The sequence below is a fragment of the Bradyrhizobium guangdongense genome (assembly GCF_004114975.1).
In the GTDB taxonomy this organism is placed as follows: Bacteria; Pseudomonadota; Alphaproteobacteria; order Rhizobiales; family Xanthobacteraceae; genus Bradyrhizobium; species Bradyrhizobium guangdongense.
Genome location: NZ_CP030051.1, coordinates 4229850 through 4250171, shown reverse-complemented (window position 1 = coordinate 4250171; position 20322 = coordinate 4229850). Strand labels below are relative to the sequence as shown.

Annotated in this window: 19 protein-coding genes; 12 read left to right on the top strand and 7 right to left on the bottom strand. The window is 64.4% G+C overall.

The window, feature by feature from the left end; all coding sequences use genetic code 11:
* Window positions 1-24: 24 nt before the first annotated feature.
* Window positions 25-1092 (bottom strand): nickel/cobalt efflux transporter, encoded by a 1068-nt coding sequence (locus tag X265_RS20330; RefSeq protein WP_128966422.1) that lies wholly within the window; start codon window positions 1090-1092, stop codon window positions 25-27.
* 4 nt (window positions 1093-1096) lie between these two features.
* Entirely contained in the window at window positions 1097-1375 is a 279-nt protein-coding gene (locus tag X265_RS20325) for a metal/formaldehyde-sensitive transcriptional repressor (RefSeq protein ID WP_063706516.1), read from the bottom strand.
* Between the two features lie 439 nt (window positions 1376-1814).
* Between X265_RS20325 and ilvD the strand changes: the two genes are divergently transcribed.
* Window positions 1815-3539, top strand: coding sequence for a dihydroxy-acid dehydratase (gene ilvD, locus X265_RS20320; protein ID WP_128966421.1), 1725 nt, complete (start codon window positions 1815-1817; stop codon window positions 3537-3539).
* Entirely contained in the window at window positions 3526-4350 is an 825-nt protein-coding gene (locus X265_RS20315) for a tetratricopeptide repeat protein (RefSeq protein WP_128966420.1), read from the top strand. The genes ilvD and X265_RS20315 overlap by 14 nt, the downstream gene beginning before the upstream one ends.
* A 212-nt stretch (window positions 4351-4562) precedes the next feature.
* On the opposite strand, the gene X265_RS20310 is transcribed toward X265_RS20315, so the two are convergent.
* Window positions 4563-5534 carry an IS110 family RNA-guided transposase gene (locus X265_RS20310; protein ID WP_128963081.1) on the bottom strand — a complete coding sequence of 324 codons (972 nt, stop codon included), beginning with the start codon at window positions 5532-5534 and terminating at the stop codon, window positions 4563-4565.
* A 364-nt stretch (window positions 5535-5898) separates the two neighbouring features.
* Window positions 5899-6696, bottom strand: coding sequence for an exodeoxyribonuclease III (xth, locus tag X265_RS20305; protein ID WP_128966419.1), 798 nt, complete (start codon window positions 6694-6696; stop codon window positions 5899-5901).
* 136 nt (window positions 6697-6832) lie between these two features.
* Between xth and X265_RS20300 the strand changes: the two genes are divergently transcribed.
* On the top strand, window positions 6833-9160 hold the full coding sequence (locus tag X265_RS20300) for an ATP-binding protein (protein WP_128966418.1): 2328 nt from the start codon (window positions 6833-6835) through the stop codon (window positions 9158-9160).
* A gap of 32 nt (window positions 9161-9192) precedes the next feature.
* Here X265_RS20300 and X265_RS20295 read toward each other — a convergent pair whose 3' ends face one another.
* The 3 genes from X265_RS20295 to erpA all read right to left on the bottom strand — a co-directional run bounded on the left by X265_RS20295 (window position 9193) and on the right by erpA (window position 11608).
* Window positions 9193-10095 (bottom strand): hypothetical protein, encoded by a 903-nt coding sequence (locus X265_RS20295; protein WP_128966417.1) that lies wholly within the window; start codon window positions 10093-10095, stop codon window positions 9193-9195.
* A 214-nt stretch (window positions 10096-10309) separates the two neighbouring features.
* Complete coding sequence (locus tag X265_RS20290; protein ID WP_244659500.1) at window positions 10310-10966, bottom strand: hypothetical protein; 657 nt, start codon at window positions 10964-10966, stop codon at window positions 10310-10312.
* 312 nt (window positions 10967-11278) lie between these two features.
* Window positions 11279-11608, bottom strand: a complete 330-nt coding sequence (gene erpA / locus X265_RS20285; protein WP_128966415.1) for an iron-sulfur cluster insertion protein ErpA — start codon at window positions 11606-11608, stop codon at window positions 11279-11281.
* Between the two features lie 123 nt (window positions 11609-11731).
* On the opposite strand from erpA, the gene X265_RS20280 reads away from it, so the two are divergent.
* From X265_RS20280 to tatC, 9 genes are all read left to right on the top strand, one after another.
* On the top strand, window positions 11732-12928 hold the full coding sequence (locus X265_RS20280; protein ID WP_164938704.1) for a deoxyguanosinetriphosphate triphosphohydrolase: 1197 nt from the start codon (window positions 11732-11734) through the stop codon (window positions 12926-12928).
* Between the two features lie 9 nt (window positions 12929-12937).
* Window positions 12938-14728, top strand: coding sequence for an arginine--tRNA ligase (gene argS / locus X265_RS20275; RefSeq protein ID WP_164938703.1), 1791 nt, complete (start codon window positions 12938-12940; stop codon window positions 14726-14728).
* A gap of 140 nt (window positions 14729-14868) precedes the next feature.
* The gene (locus X265_RS20265) at window positions 14869-16392 is read left to right on the top strand and encodes an SPOR domain-containing protein (RefSeq protein WP_128969348.1); all 1524 of its coding nucleotides are present in this window, start codon (window positions 14869-14871) and stop codon (window positions 16390-16392) included.
* A 45-nt stretch (window positions 16393-16437) separates the two neighbouring features.
* Window positions 16438-16875, top strand: coding sequence for a hypothetical protein (locus tag X265_RS42330; RefSeq protein ID WP_244659501.1), 438 nt, complete (start codon window positions 16438-16440; stop codon window positions 16873-16875).
* Complete coding sequence (locus X265_RS20255) at window positions 16872-17711, top strand: segregation and condensation protein A (RefSeq protein WP_128966412.1); 840 nt, start codon at window positions 16872-16874, stop codon at window positions 17709-17711. Before X265_RS42330 ends, X265_RS20255 begins: the two co-directional genes overlap by 4 nt.
* A gap of 21 nt (window positions 17712-17732) precedes the next feature.
* Complete coding sequence (gene scpB, locus X265_RS20250; RefSeq protein WP_164938702.1) at window positions 17733-18473, top strand: SMC-Scp complex subunit ScpB; 741 nt, start codon at window positions 17733-17735, stop codon at window positions 18471-18473.
* A gap of 166 nt (window positions 18474-18639) precedes the next feature.
* Window positions 18640-18873, top strand: a complete 234-nt coding sequence (locus tag X265_RS20245; RefSeq protein ID WP_027529733.1) for a twin-arginine translocase TatA/TatE family subunit — start codon at window positions 18640-18642, stop codon at window positions 18871-18873.
* A gap of 88 nt (window positions 18874-18961) precedes the next feature.
* On the top strand, window positions 18962-19486 hold the full coding sequence (gene tatB, locus X265_RS20240) for a Sec-independent protein translocase protein TatB (protein WP_128966410.1): 525 nt from the start codon (window positions 18962-18964) through the stop codon (window positions 19484-19486).
* Window positions 19483-20295 (top strand): twin-arginine translocase subunit TatC, encoded by an 813-nt coding sequence (gene tatC, locus X265_RS20235; RefSeq protein WP_128966409.1) that lies wholly within the window; start codon window positions 19483-19485, stop codon window positions 20293-20295. Before tatB ends, tatC begins: the two co-directional genes overlap by 4 nt.
* The last annotated feature ends 27 nt before the right edge of the window (window positions 20296-20322 follow it).

The following is a 20322-nucleotide window of genomic DNA, read 5'->3' as shown; positions in this document are numbered from 1 at the left end:
CCTTGCGCCCTCGCTGACGAGGGATCACAACATCAGCTCGTGCAGTCCGGTCCAGCCGGTGTAGAAGCCGACGAAGACGATCAGGGCCGCCGAGACGTAGGGCGCGCGGTGGGCGTAGCGGCTGAAGCCGCCCCAGTGTCGTTCGACGTGCCGCAGGCTGAGGGCGGCGAGAACGCCGGCCGACACCATCGTGATCGCGAGCCCAATGCCGAAGGACAGCACCAGCACGAAGCCGAGGCTGAGCTGCTTCAGCTGAAGGCAAAGCAGCAGGACGGTGATGGCTGCGGGGCAGGGGATCAGTCCGCCGGTGAGACCGAACAGGACGATCTGCAAAGTCGTGACGCTGCGTCCCGCAAAGCGCTTGCGGATGTCGGCGGCATGGGCACGGGCATGTGCGTCGTCCTCGTCGCCGAGATCGATGTGGACGTGATCGTGCTCTCTAAACAGGAGCTCGGTGGAATCGCCGGCAAGCGCGATGCGCGCCTTGAAGGCGTGCGGCTCGGGGATCTCCGCGATGCTTTCGAGGTATCCATCCCGGGCCGCGAAGGCGAATGTGTGCTCCGCGCCGTCCTCGCGGATCGTGGTCACCTTGATGTCGCCGGCGGCGGGAAGCGCGCCGTTCTCGCTCCTGATGCGCCAGCGAGGCGGCACGCCGTCTTCGAACACTTCCAGCAACAGCGGCATCCCGGCGAGCGAGAGCGATTGCGGCTCGTCGTGGTGGTGATGATCGTGGTCGTGCTCGTGGTTTTGATCCCGCCAGGTGCGCCAGACCATCCAGCCGGCGATGCCGACGATGATGATTGCGGAGACCAGTTGCAGCCAGGCCTCGCTGCGTTCGCCGGACAGTTCCTGGCCGAAATACAGTCCCGCGAGCGCGACCGCCCAGACGATCGCGGTGTGGGAGATGGTCGCCGACAGGCCGAGCAGCACCGCCTGGAGCACCGTTCCCCTGATGGCGATGATGAACGCGGCCATCATGGTCTTGGAGTGCCCGGGCTCCAGGCCATGCAGGGCGCCGAGCAGGATCGCGCTGGGCACGAACAGCCATGCGTGCGCGCTGCTTTGTTGCAGCAGGTGGGACAGGTCGGTCATCGCTTCACTTCAAATAGGTCCGGACGACGTCGATGAGGTCGGCGGCGCCCTTGGCCTTCTCGGGATCCTTCTCGTGCGCGGGATCCACGACATGATGGCGGATATGATCTTCCAGCAGCTCGGTGGTGAGGCCGCTGATCGCGCCCTTCACCGACGCCACCAGCATCAGCACATCGGCGCAGCCGATCTCCGATTCGAGCGCGCGCTCGACGGCCTCCAATTGGCCCTTGATGCGCCGGACGCGGCCGATGAGCTTCGACTTGTGTTTGATGGTGTGGGACATGAAAGTAAGATAGGGGGGTACCCTATGTATGTCAAAGGCCGTCAGAGGCTGCATTGGCCTGACCGCGGTGAGGGCGACTCACTCGCGGTGATCAGTCATCGCCGCAAAGGTGGTCGCGCGTCTTCGGCGGTGACATCAGAGATTGTGGACTGTCATCTTCGCGAGGGTATCGCGGTAAGCAAACCCGTGTCTTCACGGTAACGATTGTGCTGTCTGCGCAACATCTCCGTGCGATTTAGCCCTTATCGCGGCTCGTTCGCATCAGCGCCGCTTTTTGGCCACACCCGAACATGAATAAAATCGCTCGAAATGTTTCAGGGGCTGGGGCTGGCTCCTTGCAGGCGGCGGGAAATTCCAAGGTCGATTCAAATCTTGGGTGTGATTTTCCCGGTCTGACAAGGGTTGGGCAAGAAACTGGGACCTGAGGAAACTGGTCGCGATGGACGCCAAGACCAACATCAAGGACAGGCTGCCGAGCCGTCACGTGACGGAAGGTCCTGCGCGTGCGCCCCATCGCTCCTACTTCTACGCCATGGGTCTGACCACCGAGCAGATCCACCAGCCCTTCGTCGGCGTCGCCTCGTGCTGGAACGAGGCCGCCCCCTGCAACATCGCCCTGATGCGTCAGGCCCAGGCGGTGAAGAAGGGCGTCGCGTCCGCCGGCGGCACGCCGCGCGAATTCTGCACCATCACCGTCACCGACGGCATCGCCATGGGCCATGACGGCATGCGCTCCTCGCTGCCCTCGCGCGAGTGCATCGCCGACTCCGTCGAGCTGACCGTGCGCGGCCACGCCTATGACGCGCTGGTCGGCCTTGCCGGCTGCGACAAGTCGTTGCCTGGCATGATGATGGCGATGGTCCGTCTCAACGTGCCGTCGATCTTCATCTATGGCGGTTCGATCCTGCCGGGTAATTTCCGGGGCCAGCAAGTCACCGTGCAGGACATGTTCGAAGCGGTCGGGAAGCACTCGGTCGGCGCGATGTCGGACGAGGACCTCGACGAGATCGAGCGCGTGGCGTGTCCTTCGGCGGGCGCCTGCGGCGCGCAGTTCACCGCCAACACCATGGCGACCGTCTCGGAAGCGATCGGCCTCGCGCTGCCTTACTCGGCCGGTGCTCCGGCACCGTATGAGATCCGCGACGCCTTCTGCATGACGGCGGGCGAGAAGGTGATGGAGTTGATCGCGTCCAACATCCGGCCGCGCGACATCGTCACGCGCAAGGCGCTGGAGAATGCGGCGGCCGTGGTCGCGGCCTCCGGCGGATCGACCAATGCTGCGTTGCACTTGCCGGCGATCGCGCACGAGGTCGGCATCAAGTTCGACCTGTTCGACGTCGCCGAAATCTTCAAAAAGACACCTTATGTCGCGGATTTGAAGCCGGGCGGCCGTTATGTCGCCAAAGACATGTTTGAAGTAGGTGGCATACCGCTTCTGATGAAGACGCTGCTCGACAACGGCTTCCTGCACGGTGATTGCCTTACCGTCACGGGCCGCACGATCGCCGAAAACCTCAAGAGCGTGAAGTGGAATCCGCACCAGGACGTGGTGCACCCGGCAGACAAGCCCATCACCGTCACAGGCGGTGTGGTCGGTCTGAAGGGCAATCTGGCGCCAGAAGGTGCGATCGTGAAAGTCGCGGGAATGTCCAACCTCCAGTTTACCGGTCCGGCCAGGTGCTTCGACCGGGAGGAGGATGCTTTCGAGGCGGTCCAGAAGCGCACCTATCGGGAAGGCGAAGTCATCGTGATCCGCTACGAGGGCCCCAAGGGCGGCCCCGGCATGCGGGAGATGCTCCAGACCACCGCCGCGCTGACCGGGCAGGGCATGGGCGGCAAGATCGCGCTCATCACCGATGGCCGGTTCTCCGGCGCCACCCGCGGCTTCTGTATCGGCCATGTCGGGCCCGAGGCTGCGGTCGGCGGCCCGATCGGCCTGCTTGAGGACGGCGACATCATCGAGATCGACGCCGTGGCCGGTACCCTTAACGTAAAATTGAGTGACGCTGAGCTCGCTCAGCGCAAGACCAAATGGAGCGCCCGCGCGACTAATCACACGTCGGGTGCGCTTTGGAAATATGCTCAGCAGGTTGGACCAGCGGTCGGGGGGGCAGTGACCCATCCTGGCGGTGCGCACGAGAAACAGTGTTATGCGGACATCTAGGCGTGCCATCGTTGCGTTTGTGTTGGGGGCTGGCGCGCTGGCCGCGCCGGCGCTCGCCTTTGACGGCGCGCCGGTCAACCCGAAAGATGCGACCATCCCCGTTGTGACCACCTTGCCCGGTGCTGCGGGTGCGGTGCGCAAGGTTGCGCCGCCGGCTGCGACGCAGGAAACCTCGGTCAGCGCGCTGGAATATGCCGCTCAGGGCGGTCATCCCGTCGCGCAGTGGATGCTCGGCCGCATGTACGCCAGTGGCGACGGCGTGGCCCGGGATGACGTGCGCGCCTTCGACTATTTCAACCGGATCGCCAATGCGCATGCCGAGGACCTCCCCTCGACGCCGCAGGCACAGGTCGTGGCCAACGCTTTCGTCGCGCTCGGCCGCTATTATCTCAGCGGCATCCCGAACTCGAAGATTAAGGCCGACCCCGACCGGGCCCGGGAGATGTTCTCCTATGCGGCCTCCTATTTCGGCAACGCCGATGCGCAGTACGATCTCGCCCGGCTCTATCTGAAGACCCCGGACGCCTCGCGCGAGGATTTCCGCTACGGCGCACGCTGGCTCGGCCTTGCCGCCCAGAAGGGCCAGCATGAGGCGCAGGCGCTGCTCGGGCAGATGCTGTTCAACGGCGATCGACTGCCGCGGCAGGCGGCGCGTGGCCTGATGTGGCTGACCCTGGCGCGTGACAGCGCCGGCGCCGACGAGATCTGGATCAAGGAAAACTACAACCGCGCCTTCGCCAAGGCATCGGACGACGACCGCGCGATGTGCCTGCAAATGCTCGAACAGTGGGTGCAGGGCCGCCGCGAGTAGCTGCGGCAATCTCGGCGCCGTAGCAACCATTAAGTCGCCCCCGATGGCCTTGATGGTGACGCCGCGCTTGCGCCCATCAAGGCGTGGCCTGGCAGCAGCTGATGTAAGGCGGGAGCAGAGCGACGGCCAGCCTTGACGGCCGCCGCGCGCGGCGTCTTTGTTGCGGCAGGTCGGGACGAAGAAACGGTCGCCTAGTCGAACAAAGAAACGGGTCAGGCGGCGGGCCGCTTGGCGAGTTGAGGCAGCTCTGCCACCCAGGGAGTTCCGCGGGCGACGACGGCGTTGATCGTGACGAGCAGCTTTCTGGCGCAGGCGATGAGCGCGCATTTGTGGCCTTTGCCGGCGGCGATCAGGCGGGCGTACAGAGCCTTGAGCTGCGGATTCCAGCGGAAGGATGCCGCAAGGGCCGCGGTGTAGAGCGCCCGGCGCAGGCGTTCGCGGCCACCCTCGATGTGACGGGCGCCGGCGCGATTGCCGCTGTCGTCGTCGTAAGGCGCCAGCCCGCCGAGAGCTGCAGCGGGCCCACGCGTGATGTTGCCGACCTCGGGCATCCTGACCAGGACGGCAACCGCGGTCGGCAGGCCGCAGCCGGCGACGCTATAGATCAGATCGAGCCGTGCGGCCAGATCAGGGTGCTTGCGGATCGTCGCCAGCAGCGCTTTGAGTTCAGCTCGTTTGGACTTGGTCAGGAGCGCGATCTGCGCCTTCCAAACCCCTTGAATCCGCGTGTCGCGGCAACTCTCAAGCCGGTTCTTCAGTCTTGCGATGTCCTCCGTGATCTGGTCGATCATCGTCAGATGCTCGGCAAAGGGCTGCAGACGCGGATCCGGAGCGGGATGGATCGTTTTGACCGCAGCAGTGCACATCGCGATCAGCGCCGCGTCGATCGTATCGTTCTTGGCCAGCAGCTGATGGAACGTGGCATAGGCACGGACCTGCTTGGGCTGAAACAGGACGACGACGAACCGCTTGCGTCGCAGCTCAGCGACGACAGCCCGCTCATAGCCTCCGCTTGCCTCGATCCCTATCCGCTTGACCTTGTGGCCCTTCAGCCACTCCACCAGCTCCTGGCGGCCTTCTACCGTATTGTCGACCTGCAATCGCTCCGAGCTGCCGTCGACCGCCACGTCGAGCTTGTCTTTGCCGGTATCGATCCCGGCACAGATCATGATATGCTTGGCCATCTTCCTCGACCCTCCCTTGTGAATGCGAACCTGAAGTTCGTTCAACCATGCGGGTCCCGCTGAAGTGCCGACCGCGATCTTGCTACGAAACGCAGCCCTTCAGGGCTTCGGTGGGCATCGATCCGATCGATCGGCGGCCCAGCTCGGGCGGCCACCCGGGCTGGGCCATTCCTCACGGAACGTGGCCATCCTAACCCGGCGCGCTAATACAAGGGTGGGCAAAGCGAAGCGTGCCCACCGCCTGTTCCTGTCACCAAGAGAGCGTGGGCACGGCGCTTTGCGCCTTTGCCCGCTACGGCAGCTGCGATTGCGGCTGGCTCCTGCAATCCGCTTCCTGACCGTGCCCACCGTCTGATAGCGAGCCCTACGCCGCCTCCAGATCCAGATCCGCCCAAACAGGCACGTGGTCCGACGGCTTCTCCCAGGCGCGCACGTAGCTGTCGATGCCGACATTGGCGAGCCGGTCGCTGGCCTGGGGCGACAGCAGGAGATGGTCTATGCGCAGGCCCTGGTTCTTCTGCCAGGCCCCGGCTTGGTAGTCCCAGAAGGTGTAGAGCCCCGGCTCGTCCGTGACGGCGCGCAAGGCATCGGTCAGGCCGAGGCCGAGCAGGGACTGGAAGCTCTCCCGGGTCTCGGCCTTGAACAACGCGTCCTCGGTCCAGGCGGCGGGGTTGTGGACGTCGCGGGCGTGCGGAATGACATTGAAGTCGCCGGCAAGGATCAGCGGCTCCTCGGTCTTGAGGCGCTCCTTCGAATACTCAAGAAGTCGCGACATCCATTTGAGCTTGTAGGGATATTTCTCGGTGCCGACAGGGTTGCCGTTGGGCAGATAGAGGCATGCGATGCGCAGCACCCCGCGCTTGAGCGTCACCACGCCCTCGAGGAAGCGGGCGTGCGTGTCCTCGTCGTCACCTGATAGCCCCGACTTGGTCTCGTCGAATTTGAGCTTGGAGAGCAGGGCGACGCCGTTGAACGTCTTCTGCCCATGGGTCACCACGTTGTAGCCGAGCGCCTCGATCTCCAACCGCGGAAAGGCCTCGTCGACGCATTTGATCTCCTGGAGGCAGACGATGTCGGGCTGACACTCCTTCAGCCAGGCCAGGAGGAGATCGATCCGCTGCCGGACCGAATTCACGTTCCACGTCGCAACTCTGATGGGCATGTCGGCAGGCTCCGGACCAAGGGCCATGGTTAGAACAAACTGCCAACGCGCCCGTCAAGGATGCCGCAAAATCTCCCACAAAATTAACCCGGCTTAAGCCGGCCGTAGGTCATTGATACGGAAAAGGTTCCTTAGGATGGGATGGCTGGTCAAATCTTCACAACGGGCTGAGCCGCGCGACGGGCTGATCGGGGCGTTCCTGTACTGGCTCGGCGGCTTCGAGATCGAGGACGGCCTCACCGCCGATCTCAGCGAGCGCGAGCTGCGCCGGATCCGCGCCAAGCAGATCGATGCAGTGATGCGGCTGATTCCGGTGACCATGGCGGTCACCATGCTCAACGTCGGCATCGTGCTGATCCTGTTCTGGGGCAGGGGCCTGAACCAATTCCTCGCGATCTGGGCCATGACCCTTGCTCTCACCGGGTCGCTCGCCGTACGCGCTTGGCGTCGGTCGCACCGCAATCCGCCGCAGGAGGCTTCGCCCCGCGCGGCGCGCCAGATGCTACGGCAGGCGTTCTTCCTCGCCGCGACCTGGGGCACGCTGCCGCTCGTCTTGTTCAGCCTGGTAGAGCCGACCAGCCAGCTCATCCTCGCCTGCTTGATGGTCGGCATGATGTCGGGCGGCGCTTTCACGCTGTCGACCTTTCCGCGGGCGGGCCTCCTCTATCTCGCCACCATGACGATCGCCTGCGCCGGGGCGCTCTTGCTGTGCGGCACCGGGCCATATCTGGTGACGGCGGTGTTCCTGCTGCTGTTCGCGTTCTTCATGGCGCGCAACATCGTCTCGCAAGGCAATCTGTTCCTCGGCAATCTCAAGGCCCGGCTGGAGCTCGAACGCCAGACCGAGATCATCTCGCTGCTGCTGAAGGATTTTCAGGAGAACGCCAGCGACTGGCTGTGGCAGACCGACGCCGAGGGACGTCTGACGGACGTGCCGCAGCGCTTCGCCGATGTCGCGCAACTGCCGCTTCCGCTGCTGAAGGGGGCGGCTTTCGCCGACGTGCTCGATATGCTCTGCCCCGAGGACAAGGCGGCCGCCTATAACGTCGTCGGCCTGATGGAGCATGGCGAGCCGCTGCACGAGATGAACCTCAAGGTCGTCACTGGCGGCGCGGCGCGGCTGTGGTCGCTGACGGCGAAACCGGCCCATGATCGTGACGGCCAGTTTCTCGGCTATCGCGGCTTCGGCCGGGACGTCACCGAGCGCTGGCGCGCCGAGAAGGCCGAAGCCGAGAGCCGCGCCAAGTCGGATTTCCTCGCTGTCATGAGCCACGAGATCCGCACGCCCATGAACGGCGTGCTTGGGCTTGCCAGCATGCTGCTTGAAACCAACCTCGATCCGGACCAGCGCGAGGCGGTCATCACGATCCGCGAATCCGGCGACAACCTGCAGCGCATCCTCAACGACATCCTCGACCTCTCCAAGCTCGAGGCCGGACGCTTCCAGTTCGAGGCGATCGACTTTGCGCCGCAGACGCTGGTCGAGACGGTTGCGACCGTCGTGCGCGCGAGCGCCAAAGGCAGGGGGCTCGACGTCAGGGTCGAGCTGGATCCGAACCTGCCGCCGACGCTGCGCGGCGACGTCGCGCGCATCCGGCAGGTGCTGCTCAATCTCGCCTCCAATGCGGTGAAGTTCACCGACCATGGCGAGGTGACGATCAAGGCCATCTGCCAGGCGCGCCGCGACCTGCTCGCGACCGTCGAATGGACCGTGACCGACAGCGGCATCGGCATCGCGCCGGAGAAGCTCGGCCAGCTGTTCTCCGACTTCGCCCAGGCCGATGCCTCGATCAGCCGCCGCTTCGGCGGCACCGGCCTCGGCCTTGCGATCTCGAGGCGCATCATCGAGCAGATGGGCGGCACCATCGGCGTCACCTCGACGCCGGGCGAGGGCTCGACCTTCCGCTTCACGCTGGTGTTGCCGTGGAGCCAGGCGCAGGCGTCGGACCAGGCGGACCGCGACGAAATCGACGAGCTAAAGGCCCGCATTGCGGGTCTCGACCGGCCGCTGAAGGTGCTGGTCGCGGAGGACGACGCCGTCAACCGGATGGTCGTGAGCAAGATGCTGGGCACCTTCGACGTCGAGCTGCGGGTCGTCGCCGACGGCGTCGAGGCTATCGCTGCCGCGTCCGAAGGCGATTACGACATCGTGCTGATGGACGTCCGCATGCCCGAGATGGACGGCCTCGCCGCAACCCGTGCGATCCGCGCCGAAGGCGGCCGTTTCGCCATCTTGCCGATCATCGCGCTGACCGCCAATGCCTTCCCCGATGACGTCAGAATTTGCCGCGAAGCCGGCATGTCGGACTTCCTCGCCAAGCCGCTGCGCAAGCCCGCGCTGGCCGCAGCCTTGCTGCGCGCGCTGGACGGCCACGTGATGACGGAGGAAGCACCGCTGCAGCCGGATCTGATGCCCGATGAGGTAGAGTGGACGGACGAGGAAAGGCAGATGACCGGGGCTTGAGCGCTCGCCAGATCGAGAGGCTGGCCCAGTCGTTACAGCTTTCCATAGACCCTTGTCGCGACCGCCTTCAGGCGTTCGACTGAGCCGGACTCCGGATGCGGCTTCACCGGCGCGAACAGGATCGAAGCCTGCTTGCCGTTCTTCCAGACAAAGATGTTGACGGCGTTGCCGTTACCCTTGGTGCAGGAATGCTCACCGAACGCTTCACTGCCGAGCTCGGGGATCGCCACATGTTGGCAGGGGCTTGGGCGCTTCATCATGCTGACGGCGGTGTCGCGCAAGGTCGCGATGACGGCGACGACCATGGTGTTGGCCTCGCGATCGAACATCATGCAGCTGCCCGCACCGGTCCGCTGGACCTGAAGCGTGCTCTTGTCGAGGAATCCGTCGGCATCCGCTGGCGTAAGCCATTCGCAGTCGCCGAACCGCTCGCTCGTCTTGCTCATATTTCCGACGGCAACGCGGGCGACCTGGGTGAGGGGGCCGAGCAGCGCCTCGTCGGAGCGCCGGGCGATCGGATAGACGGCGATCTGCAGGATGTAGTCGCCTGACAAGGCGATGATCGAGTCCTCCTGGCGCTTCGCGTCGGCGGCGGTCGTCCCGCGCTGAGCGTCATCGCCGATCCCGGACACCGCGCTGAGCGGCATGCGCTCACTGAGAGTCTTGACGAAGGTCGCGTACATCTCCCTGGCGCGGTCCTTGTCGGGATTGCTGAATACGGTCAGCATCATCGTCTCGCCGCGCCCAGCCTGGTAGATGCAGCCGCGGCCGTCCTGATTTGAGATCAGCGACCATTTGAGCGTCGGCATCGCGCCGGCGAGCTCCTTGGCGCCGATGAACGGACAGCTTTCGGCGGCGTGCACGTGGCGCACCGGGACGGTTGCGATGGCAAGGAAGAGGAACAGGCAACAGAGCAGGCGATCGATCATGCGCATTGGATCAACGACTACAGCGATTGGCGTGCCACGCCGATAAGGATGGGCTCTGATGCCTTGCGGTTACGCTATGGCACAGCCAACGGCACAACTTATGTGCGCGGATCCGCGATTTGGTTCAATGTCGCGCTCTGCTCTCGACCACGGACTCTCGAATTCCTTCGGGGAGTGATCGAACGGATTGTCCTATGAGGTGCACGAAGACTCTGCCGCATCATTGCGCATCCGTGAGCGCCTCCGGCTCGACCAGCAGACCTTGCCGTTCGTAGCGGCCGCGGGTCTTGCTGAAGCGAACGACAACGGCATATCGGGGACTCCTTGCCTTCACGCGTCGCGTCTTCAAGGCGTCGCCTGCCGGCAGAAATTCGAGATCATCGAGGCCGACGCAGCGCAGGCATGCCGGGCCGGGACCCTCCATCATCAGGAGGTCGCCGGTGCCGCCACACCGATGGCATTTCCACTCGGCGTTCAATGGCTGGACAGTCACCAGTTCGGGGGCTCGACTTGTCTTCGTCGACAGACGCTCACGCTTTTTTTCGGAAAGCGCAGGTGAGACCCAATGTGTGCGATAAGCCTCTTCGACCGCCGGATTTCCGCTACGGCTGAAACGCAGCATCTGGCGATGCGGCGTGCGTGCGACATACTCCGTCCGGGTTGCAAGCAATCCCTGCGCGACCGACCAGGACCGGAAAAGCCGCAGCGCCTCGGAAATTCGCGGCAAGTCGATCCGGACGACTTCCTCCAGGCATTCGACTTGCCCGCGGCGCCAACGCTCGACCGCTTCGAGGTCAAGCCACCCGATCCCGACAAGGATGTCGATGGCGCTCGCAAACTGCCTGGCGTCAAGCGCGGCTTCAGCCGCCTTGGCCACGCGATCGGCCAGCGGAACCTTGTTCTTCCGGCTCATTGACGCGCCCTCTCGAGAAACGAAGGGCTTGCGCTGCGCATCTCGACAGGATCTTCCCGTGACGGTTCGGTTCGATTTCGCTATAGAGCGGGAGATCGTACCTGCAAGGAAATTCTCCGTCGCTTCATCCAGATCGAGATTCCACGCATCGGGCCCGATTTGCCAGGATCACCTGTTTTGCCCGACGCGTCAAACAATATTCGCAAAAGCCGAAATTCAGCGAGCCGGCATCTCCGGCTACTGTGCATGGGGTTGTTTTGCAGATTTTGGGTCGGGCTAGATCGAGAAGCTGGTGCCGCAGCCGCAGGACGCGGTCGCGTTGGGGTTGTTGACGCGGAACGAGGCGCCGATCAGGTCATCGACGAAATCGACCTGCGAGCCCGCCAGGAAGGGCTGGGAGGCGGAATCGACCAGCACCACGGCATTGTCCTGCTCGATGACGAGATCATCGTCGGTGCGGTCGCGGTCGATGTCGAACTTGTACTGGAAGCCGGAACAGCCGCCGCCTTCGACCGAGATGCGCAGCATCGCGCCGGTGCCTTCGCCCTTGAGGATCTCCCCGATCCGGCGTGCGGCGCGGTCACTGATGGTCACAGGGGTGGTCATAGCTCGTCTCCGGTCGTCGTCCGCGTCATAGCCAATTCATTTGGTATCCCGCGTCCGGCATAGTTAAGTGCAAGGATACGCAGAATCAAATGGATAGGGACTAAATTCGTCGTGTCCGTCGGAATGGCAGCTCCCCGCGCGCCCTATGCCTGCGACCCCGAGCGCAGCCGCGGCCGGCTGGTTGCCGAGCCGCCGAGCCGGACCCGGAGCCCGTTCCGGCGGGACTGCGACCGGGTGATCCATTCGACCGCGTTCCGCCGCCTGAAGTACAAGACCCAGGTGTTCGTGTTCCATGAGGGCGATCATTATCGGACACGGCTGACCCATTCGCTGGAGGTCGCGCAGATCGCCCGCGCGCTGGCGCGCCAGCTCGGGCTGGACGAGGACCTCACCGAAACCTTGGCGCTCGCCCATGATCTCGGCCACCCGCCGTTCGGCCATGCCGGCGAGCGGGCGCTGGATGCTTGCCTGAAGGATTTCGGCGGCTTCGACCACAATGCCCAGGCGCTCCGCGTCGTCGGCTCGCTGGAGCACCGCTACCCCGAGTTCGATGGGCTGAACCTGACTTGGGAGTCGCTAGAGGGGATCGTCAAGCACAACGGCCCGCTGACCGATCGCAGCGGCGCGCCGGTCGGCCGCTATCGCGAGCACGGCGTTCCCGTCGGCATCGCCGACTACATCAAGACATACGATCTGGAGCTCTGGAGCTTCGCCTCGCTGGAGGCGCAGGTCGCCGCGATTGCCGACGACATCGCCTATGACGCCCATGACATCGACGACGGCCTGCGCGCAGGCCTCTTCCACCTCGACGATCTTAAGGTCATGCCGCTCACGGCGGAGATCATCGCGGAGACCTCGGCGCACTATCCCGATCTCGAGGATGTCAGGCGAGGGGCTGAGCTGGTGCGCGAGTTGATCTCGCATCTGATCGGCGCGGTGTTTGCGGAGGCGCAGAAGAACATTGCCGCCGTCCGGCCGCAATCGGCCCAGGACGTGCGCCAGCAGAGCCGGGCGCTGGTCGCCTTTCCGCCTGAAGTCGCCGAGGAGGAGGCCGCGATCAAGACCTTCCTCTACGGGCACATGTACCGCCACACCAGGGTGATGCGGGTGATGGCCGAGGCGGAACAGATCGTGTTCGATCTGTTCGCGAAATACCTGAAATCGCCGGCCGACCTGCCGCCGGAATGGCTGGTGGGGGCGGAGGCGGACAACGAGGGCGACCGGGCTCGCCGGATCGGCAATTTCATTGCCGGAATGACCGACCGTTTCGCCCTGACCGAGCACCAGCGGCTCTTTGACTTGACCCCGGATTTGCGTTAGGCGGCGGCCATGTCCAAGACATCCTCAGCCCCGCATTTGTTCGCCGACGTGCTCGCACGCGTGCACGCCGCCTGCCGCACGCTCGCGGCGGAAGCCAACTGGCCCGAGGGCATCGATGTCTCGCGCGTCGTGGTCGAGCCGCCGCGCGATGCCTCCCATGGTGACATGGCGACCAACGCCGCCATGGTGCTGGCGAAAGAGGCGAAGGCAAAGCCCCGCGATCTCGCCGAGCAGATCGCTGAAAGGCTCCGCAACGACCCGCTGATCACCAAGGTCGATGTCGCCGGTCCCGGCTTCATCAATCTGACGCTCAAGCCCGCTGCCTGGGCCGAGGCGCTGCGGACCGTGCTGCGCGAGGGGGCCGATTACGGCCGCGTCCGCGGCGGCTCCAAGGTCAACGTCGAATACGTCTCGGCCAATCCGACCGGGCCGATGCATGTCGGCCATTGCCGCGGCGCCGTGTTCGGCGACGCGCTGGCAAGCCTGCTCCAGTTCGGCGGCCATGAGGTCACCCGCGAATATTACATCAACGACGCCGGCGCCCAGGTCGACGTGCTCGCGCGCTCCGCGTTCCTCCGGTACCGCGAGGCGCTCGGCGAGGACATCGGCGCGATCCCGGAAGGGCTCTATCCCGGCGACTATCTGAAGCCGGTCGGGCAGGCGCTGGCCAAGGAGCACGGTGACAAGCTGCTTGCGATGAGCGAGGCGCAGTGGCTGCCGACGGTGCGCGCCAAGGCGATCGCGATGATGATGGACGAGATCAAGGACGATCTCGCCGCCCTCAACATCCGTCACGACGTCTTCTTCTCGGAGCGTTCGCTGATCGCGACCGGCAACAACAAGGTTGCCGAGACCATCGATTTCCTGAAAGCCAAGGGCGACATCTACGAAGGCCGCCTGCCGCCGCCGAAGGGCGCGCCGGTCGAGGATTGGGAAGACCGCGAGCAGCTGCTGTTCAAGGCGACCGCCTACGGCGACGACGTCGACCGCCCGCTGATCAAGTCGGACGATTCCTACACCTACTTCGCCTCCGACATCGCCTACCACAAGAACAAGTTCGACCGCGGCTTTGCGGAGATGATCGACGTCTGGGGCGCCGATCACGGCGGCTACATCAAGCGGATGCAGGCGGCGGTGAAGGCGACGACCTCGGGCAAGGGCTCGCTCGATGTCAAGATCGTCCAGCTCGTGAAGCTCTTGCGCAACGGCGAGCCCGTGAAAATGTCCAAGCGAAGCGGGGACTTCGTCACCTTGCGTGAGGTGGTGGATGAAGTCGGCCAGGATGCCGTCCGCTTCATGATGCTCTACCGTAAGAACGACGCGGTGCTCGACTTCGACCTCGCCAAGGTCATGGAACAGTCGCGCGATAACCCGGTATTCTATGTCCAGTACGGCCACGCCCGCGGTCACTCGATTTTCCGCAACGCGCGGGCCGAGGTGTTCCCGGACCTGCCCGAGGATGCCGACAAGCGCATCGCCTGGCTCGGTGAGTCGGCGGTGGAACGGCTGTCGGACCCCGTCGAGCTCGATCTTCTTAAGCGCCTCGCAATTTATCCGCGGATGCTCGAAGCCGCCGCCGCGGCCCACGAGCCGCACCGTATTGCCTTTTATCTCTATGACTTAGCGAGCGAATTTCACGCGCTTTGGACGAAAGGGCGCGATTTGCCCTATTTACGCTTCATTATCAATAATGATGCAGATCTTACAAAGGCGCGGCTGGCCATGGTCCAGGGCGTCGTCTCTGTCCTGGCATCGGGCCTCGCCATCCTCGGCGTCCATGCTCCGGACGAGATGCGGTAGTTTGGGGCGAACTACTTGACGGGAATATTGGGGGTACCGGCAGAAGCCGGATCGCTTAGACTTGGTTGAAAGCCTTGTGGGTCGAAAGCCGCGCCTTGGTCGAGGGGCGCGCGGCTTTCCCGAAGGGACGCATCATCACGATGGCCGATCGATATTACGACAGACCGTTTCCCTCCGATGACTATGGTCGCGGCGCCGACCAGCATGGGAAGGCGGAAAACGATCCCTTGGCCGAGCTCGCCCGCCTGATCGGCCAGACCGATCCATTCGCGCCGCAGGGGCGCCCGGGTGCGCGGCCGGCAGCAGTCGCACCGGCTCAAACTTATCAGGACGACGATTATCCGCAGGACGAGTATCAGCAGGATGACCCCGAGCCTGCACCGCCGCCGCAGCCGGGGCCGCCCTCATGGATGCGGCGTGCCAACGTGCAGCCGCAGCCGGCGCCCGAGCCTGACTATCCCGTCGCCGTAAATCCGGTTCATCCGTTGCATCGCTACTCCGCCCAGTCGGCTGCGCCCGAGCCGCAGTATCATCAGCCGCAGGCATATCAGGATCAGGCCTATCGGGATCAAGCCTATCATCAGGAGCAGGCCGACGCGGCGCCGTACGAGCAGCCCGATCCGGCGCGCTACGATGATGCGCTCTACGGGCGGCTTGAGGCGGGCGAGCAGGATTTTCAACGTGAGCCGGCCTATCCGGATGATCCCTATGCGTTCCAGAGCGACTATCCCGAGGCCGATCTCGACGAGCCCCGGAAGTCGCGCGGCGGCATGATGACGGTCGCGGCAATCCTCGCGCTCGCCGTGGTCGGCACCGGTGCGGCCTTTGCTTACAAGACCTATATCGGTTCGCCCCGCAGCGGTGAGCCGCCAATTATCAAGGCCGATAACACGCCGACCAAGATCGTGCCGGCGCCGTCGGACTCCTCGGCCAAGGTGCCGGACCGCATGGTGAGCGGTGACGGTAGCGAGAAGATCGTGCCGCGCGAGGAGGCTCCCGTCGACGTAAACGCCAAGGCGGCCGGTCCCCGCGTGATATTCCCGCCGCTGAACCAGAATGCCAACCCGCCGCCGGTTGCGAGCGTTTCGCCGTCCACCGTTCCGCCGCAGAGCGCCGGTCCGGTGCCGAGCAACGGGACGATGCCGAACGCTTCGCCTCGCTCAGTCAAGGTCGTGGTTGTGAAGGGTGATCAAACCGACAGTACCGCGCCTCAGGCCGCTGCGCCGTCGCCCGTCAAGCCCGTCGCGCCAGCCAAGCCCATTGCCGCGCCGCGTACGCCGCCGACCTCCGCGAATGCCAGTGTCAACCAGCCGCTTTCGCTGGCGCCGCAAGCCGCGCCGGCTGAGCCGCCGCAGCGCATGGCCGCGACCAATCCGACGCAGATCGCGCCAGCGAGCAGCGGCGGTGGCGGCTATGTGGTGCAGGTGTCCTCGCAGCAGAGCGAGGAGAGCGCCGCCGCGTCATACCGTGTGCTGCAGAGCAAATATGGCAGCGTGCTCGGATCCCGCTCGCCGGTGATCAAGCGGGTCGATTTGACGGAGAAGGGCAAGGGGATCGTCTACCGCGCCTTTGCCGGTCCCTACGGTTCGGCCGAAGAAGCGACGCAAGCTTGCAACAACCTCAAGTCCGCCGGCTTGTCTGCCTGCTTCGTCCAGAGGAATTAGCGGCAGTTTCCTTGACCCCCTCTTGGGGCAGGGTTAATCGGCCCTATGAGCACGCGGGCTTTCAATACCGGCGTATCCGGAACGGAACTGACCGCCGCTGGGCGGGCGCTTGTCCGTGCCGAATGCCGGTGGGACGTCATTTCCTTCAGGTTTAGCTTCGAGATCTCGATCCAAGCTACGGCTGTTGCTGAGGAATTGGCCGCGCGACAGGCCCTTGCGGTCAATCTCGCCGCTCTCACCATTCCCGTGGATGGCGCCTCGGACCCAGTCCATCCAGTGACGACTTCTGCGACAATGATTACTCAGGTGATTCGCAGCGCAATCGGGTTCCAAGATTTGTTGATGAGTAGTGACGTGCCGATGAAGGCGCTGGCGGGAAGCATTGGCGGACGAAAACGCGTCACGTTCGCGGCCGGCGCACCGCTCCACAGCAACGACAATGCGCAACGGGACGCATTGACCGCAACCACGGCATCCGCATGACCGCAGAAATTCTATCGTTTGAAACCGGGCGGCCCGCAGAGCTGGCCGAGGGCGAGCCGGCGTTGGTGGTCGACGTCGAGGGCTATGAGGGTCCGCTCGATCTGTTGCTGGCGCTGGCGCGGCAGCAAAAGGTCGATCTTGCCAAGATCTCGATCCTGGCGCTTGCCGATCAGTATCTTCACTTTATCGAAGCTGCGCGAAAGATCCGCCTCGAGCTTGCTGCCGATTATCTTGTAATGGCGGCCTGGCTCGCCTTTCTGAAGTCGCGCCTGCTGCTGCCTGAGCCGCCCAGTGCGGAGGGGCCGAGCGCCGAGGAAATGGCGACCGCGCTCGCGAACCGTCTGCGCCGTCTCGAAGCCATTCGCGAAGCCGCCAACCGGCTGATGAACCGGCAGCAATTGCTGCGCGACATTTTCCCGCGTGGCGAGCCCGAGCAGATCGCCGAGATCAAGCATCCGAAATACACCGCGACGCTGTACGATTTGCTGACGGCCTATGCCTCGCAGCGCCAGTCGCGCGTGCTGGCGAGCGTGCATCTGGCAAAGCGCACGGTGTGGTCGCTCGCCGAGGCGCGCGCCACTCTGGAGCGGCTGGTCGGCAGCATCACCGAACAGGACGATTGGGGCGTGCTCGACGATTTCCTGATCCGTCACGTCGCCGATCCGACGCAGCGCGCGACGGTGTTCGCCTCGAGCTTCGCCGCTGCGCTCGAGCTCGTGCGCGAAGGTCAGCTCGAGCTGAACCAGAAAGAGGCGTTTGCGCCCATTTATTTCCGCAAGGGGCGCGGGAAACCGGTCGTGGGCGCAGCTCCTGCGCCCGACGCGCCGGTCGGTTAAGTGCAAGAAGGAGAAGCTGCCATGGCAAGCCTGGCTGAAGTGCGGGTAGAAGAGGCCGAGCCGATGGAGAACGAATCCCAGGCACGTCCCGAGGAGTTGCGGCTGCTGGAAGCGCTGCTGTTCGCCTCGAGTGAACCGCTGGATACCGCGACGCTGGCCAAGCGCATGCCCGAAGGGGTGGATGTGAAGGCTGCGCTTGAGCAGCTCCAGGCCGACTATGCGTCGCGCGGCGTGAACCTCGTGCGGGTTGCCAACAAATGGACGTTCCGCACCGCCGGCGATCTCTCCTGGCTGATGACGCGCGAGAGCCACGAGACCCGGCGCCTGTCGCGCGCGGCGATCGAGGTGCTGGCCATCATCGCCTATCACCAGCCTGTGACACGTGCCGAGATCGAAGAAATCCGCGGCGTGGTGACCTCGAAGGGCACGCTCGACGTGCTCCTGGAAACCGGTTGGATCAAGCCGCGGGGCCGCCGCAAGACACCCGGCCGTCCCCTGACTTTCGGAACCACCGAGGAGTTCCTGTCGCAATTCACCCTGGAGCAGCTTGGCGATCTCCCGGGGCTCGAGGAGCTGAAGGGCACTGGCCTTCTCGATTCGCGCCTGCCGACTGGTTTCAGCGTACCGACTCCCTCGGATGATCCGGCGCTGCGTGAGGACGAGGATCCCTTGGAACCCGGCGAGGAGCTCGATCTGGCACTGGCGCCTGCGGTCGAGCCCGAGACACCACCGGAGGGCGGCGAGGGCGGAAGCGAGGAGTGATCCTCCGGCCTTCTACGGGTCCCCTCCGACCGGTTAACACTAGCAAGATTGCGTAGCGCCAACAGCGAATTGGCGCTGTCTTGGTCCTTGTTTTTGAGGCCTGCGAAGCCTACGTTCCGGTCAAGATCGGCCGGGTCCCGGCCATGCGCGTTTGGAGGGTTGCAGGATGGGTTCACTTAGCATTTGGCACTGGATCTTGGTGATCGCAGTGGTCCTGCTGCTGTTCGGCCGCGGCAAGATTTCGGATCTGATGGGCGACGTGGCGCAGGGCATCAAGGCCTTCAAGAAGGGCATGCAGGACGACGATAAACCTGCCGAGAAGCAGGAGCCCTCGAAGTCCATCGAGCACAATGCGGCGCCGACTGCGGCGCGGTCCGACGTCGGCAGCAAGGCCGTCTGAGCCAGGAGCACGCGAGACGCCGGAAGCGGACCGATCCTGCGGGTGAGGGATTGGGCCGATAGGTGACTTCGCGTGAACGGAAGACGTCATGTTCGACATCGGCTGGAGTGAGCTGGTTCTGATCGGGGTCGTGGCCTTGGTCGCCATTGGCCCGAAAGAGCTGCCGGGCGTGCTGCGCATGGTCGGGCAGTGGATGGGCAAGGCCCGCAAGATGGCTGCCGAATTTCAGGGGCAGTTCCAGGAAGCGATGCGCGAGGCCGAGATGGCCGACCTCAAGAAGAGCTTTGACGAGGTGAAGGAAGCCGCCAGCGGCTTCACGAGCGGCGGTCTGATGACCTCGCTCCAGAAGGACGTCAGCGACGCGCTCCGCGTCGATGCGCTCGACAAGCCGGCTGAGGCGCCCACGACGACTGCTGTCGAACCGCCAGCGACTTCAAGTGAAGCGCCGGTAACCCCGACCACGCCTGAAGCGCCGACACCGGAGACTTTCGTGGAGGCCGAGGCGCATGCGGCGGTGAATGAGCCGCTCGCCATTGTCAGTGAGGTCGAGCAGTCATCGGTGGCGCAGGACACCGCGCCCTCCGAAGCGATCAAGGACGCCAAAGCGTCATGAGCGACGCCGATATCGAGGCCAGCAAAGCCCCGCTGATGGACCATCTGATCGAGCTGCGCTCGCGGCTGATCAAGGCGCTGCTCGGCTTCGGCGTGGCCTTCATCTTCTGCTTCTTCTTCGCCAAGCAGATCTACAACGTGCTGGTCTGGCCGTTCGTGTGGGTGGCAGGCGCTGAGAACTCGAAATTCATCTACACGGCGCTGCTGGAATACTTCATCACCCAGCTCAAGCTCGCGCTGTTCGGGGCCGGCTTCATCTCGTTCCCGATCGTCGCGACGCAAATCTACAAGTTCGTCGCGCCCGGCCTCTACAAGCATGAGAAGCAGGCCTTCCTGCCGTATCTGGTCGCGACGCCGTTCTTCTTCGTGCTCGGTGCGACGCTGGTTTATTTCGTCGTGCTCCCGATGCTGGTGCGCTTCTCGCTCGGCATGCAGCAGATGGGCGGCGCGGAGACCGCCCAGATCCAGCTCCTGCCCAAGGTCGGCGAATATCTGTCGCTGATGATGTCGCTGATCTTCGCCTTCGGCATTGCCTTCCAGCTTCCGGTGATCCTGACGCTGCTCGGGCGGGTCGGCATCATCACCTCGAAAATGCTGCGCGAGAAGCGCCGCTATTTCATCGTCCTGGCTTTCATCATCGCGGCAGTCCTGACGCCGCCGGATATCCTGAGTCAGTGCTCGCTCGCGATTCCCCTGCTTGCACTTTACGAGGGTTCGATCATCTCGGTGGCGATGGTGGAGAAGAAGGCGGCGGCTTCGCAGTCTACGACCAGCACCGACGTCTCGACACCGGCCAATCCGGCCGAGTAAGGGCGGCTTACCCCCGATGTCATTCCC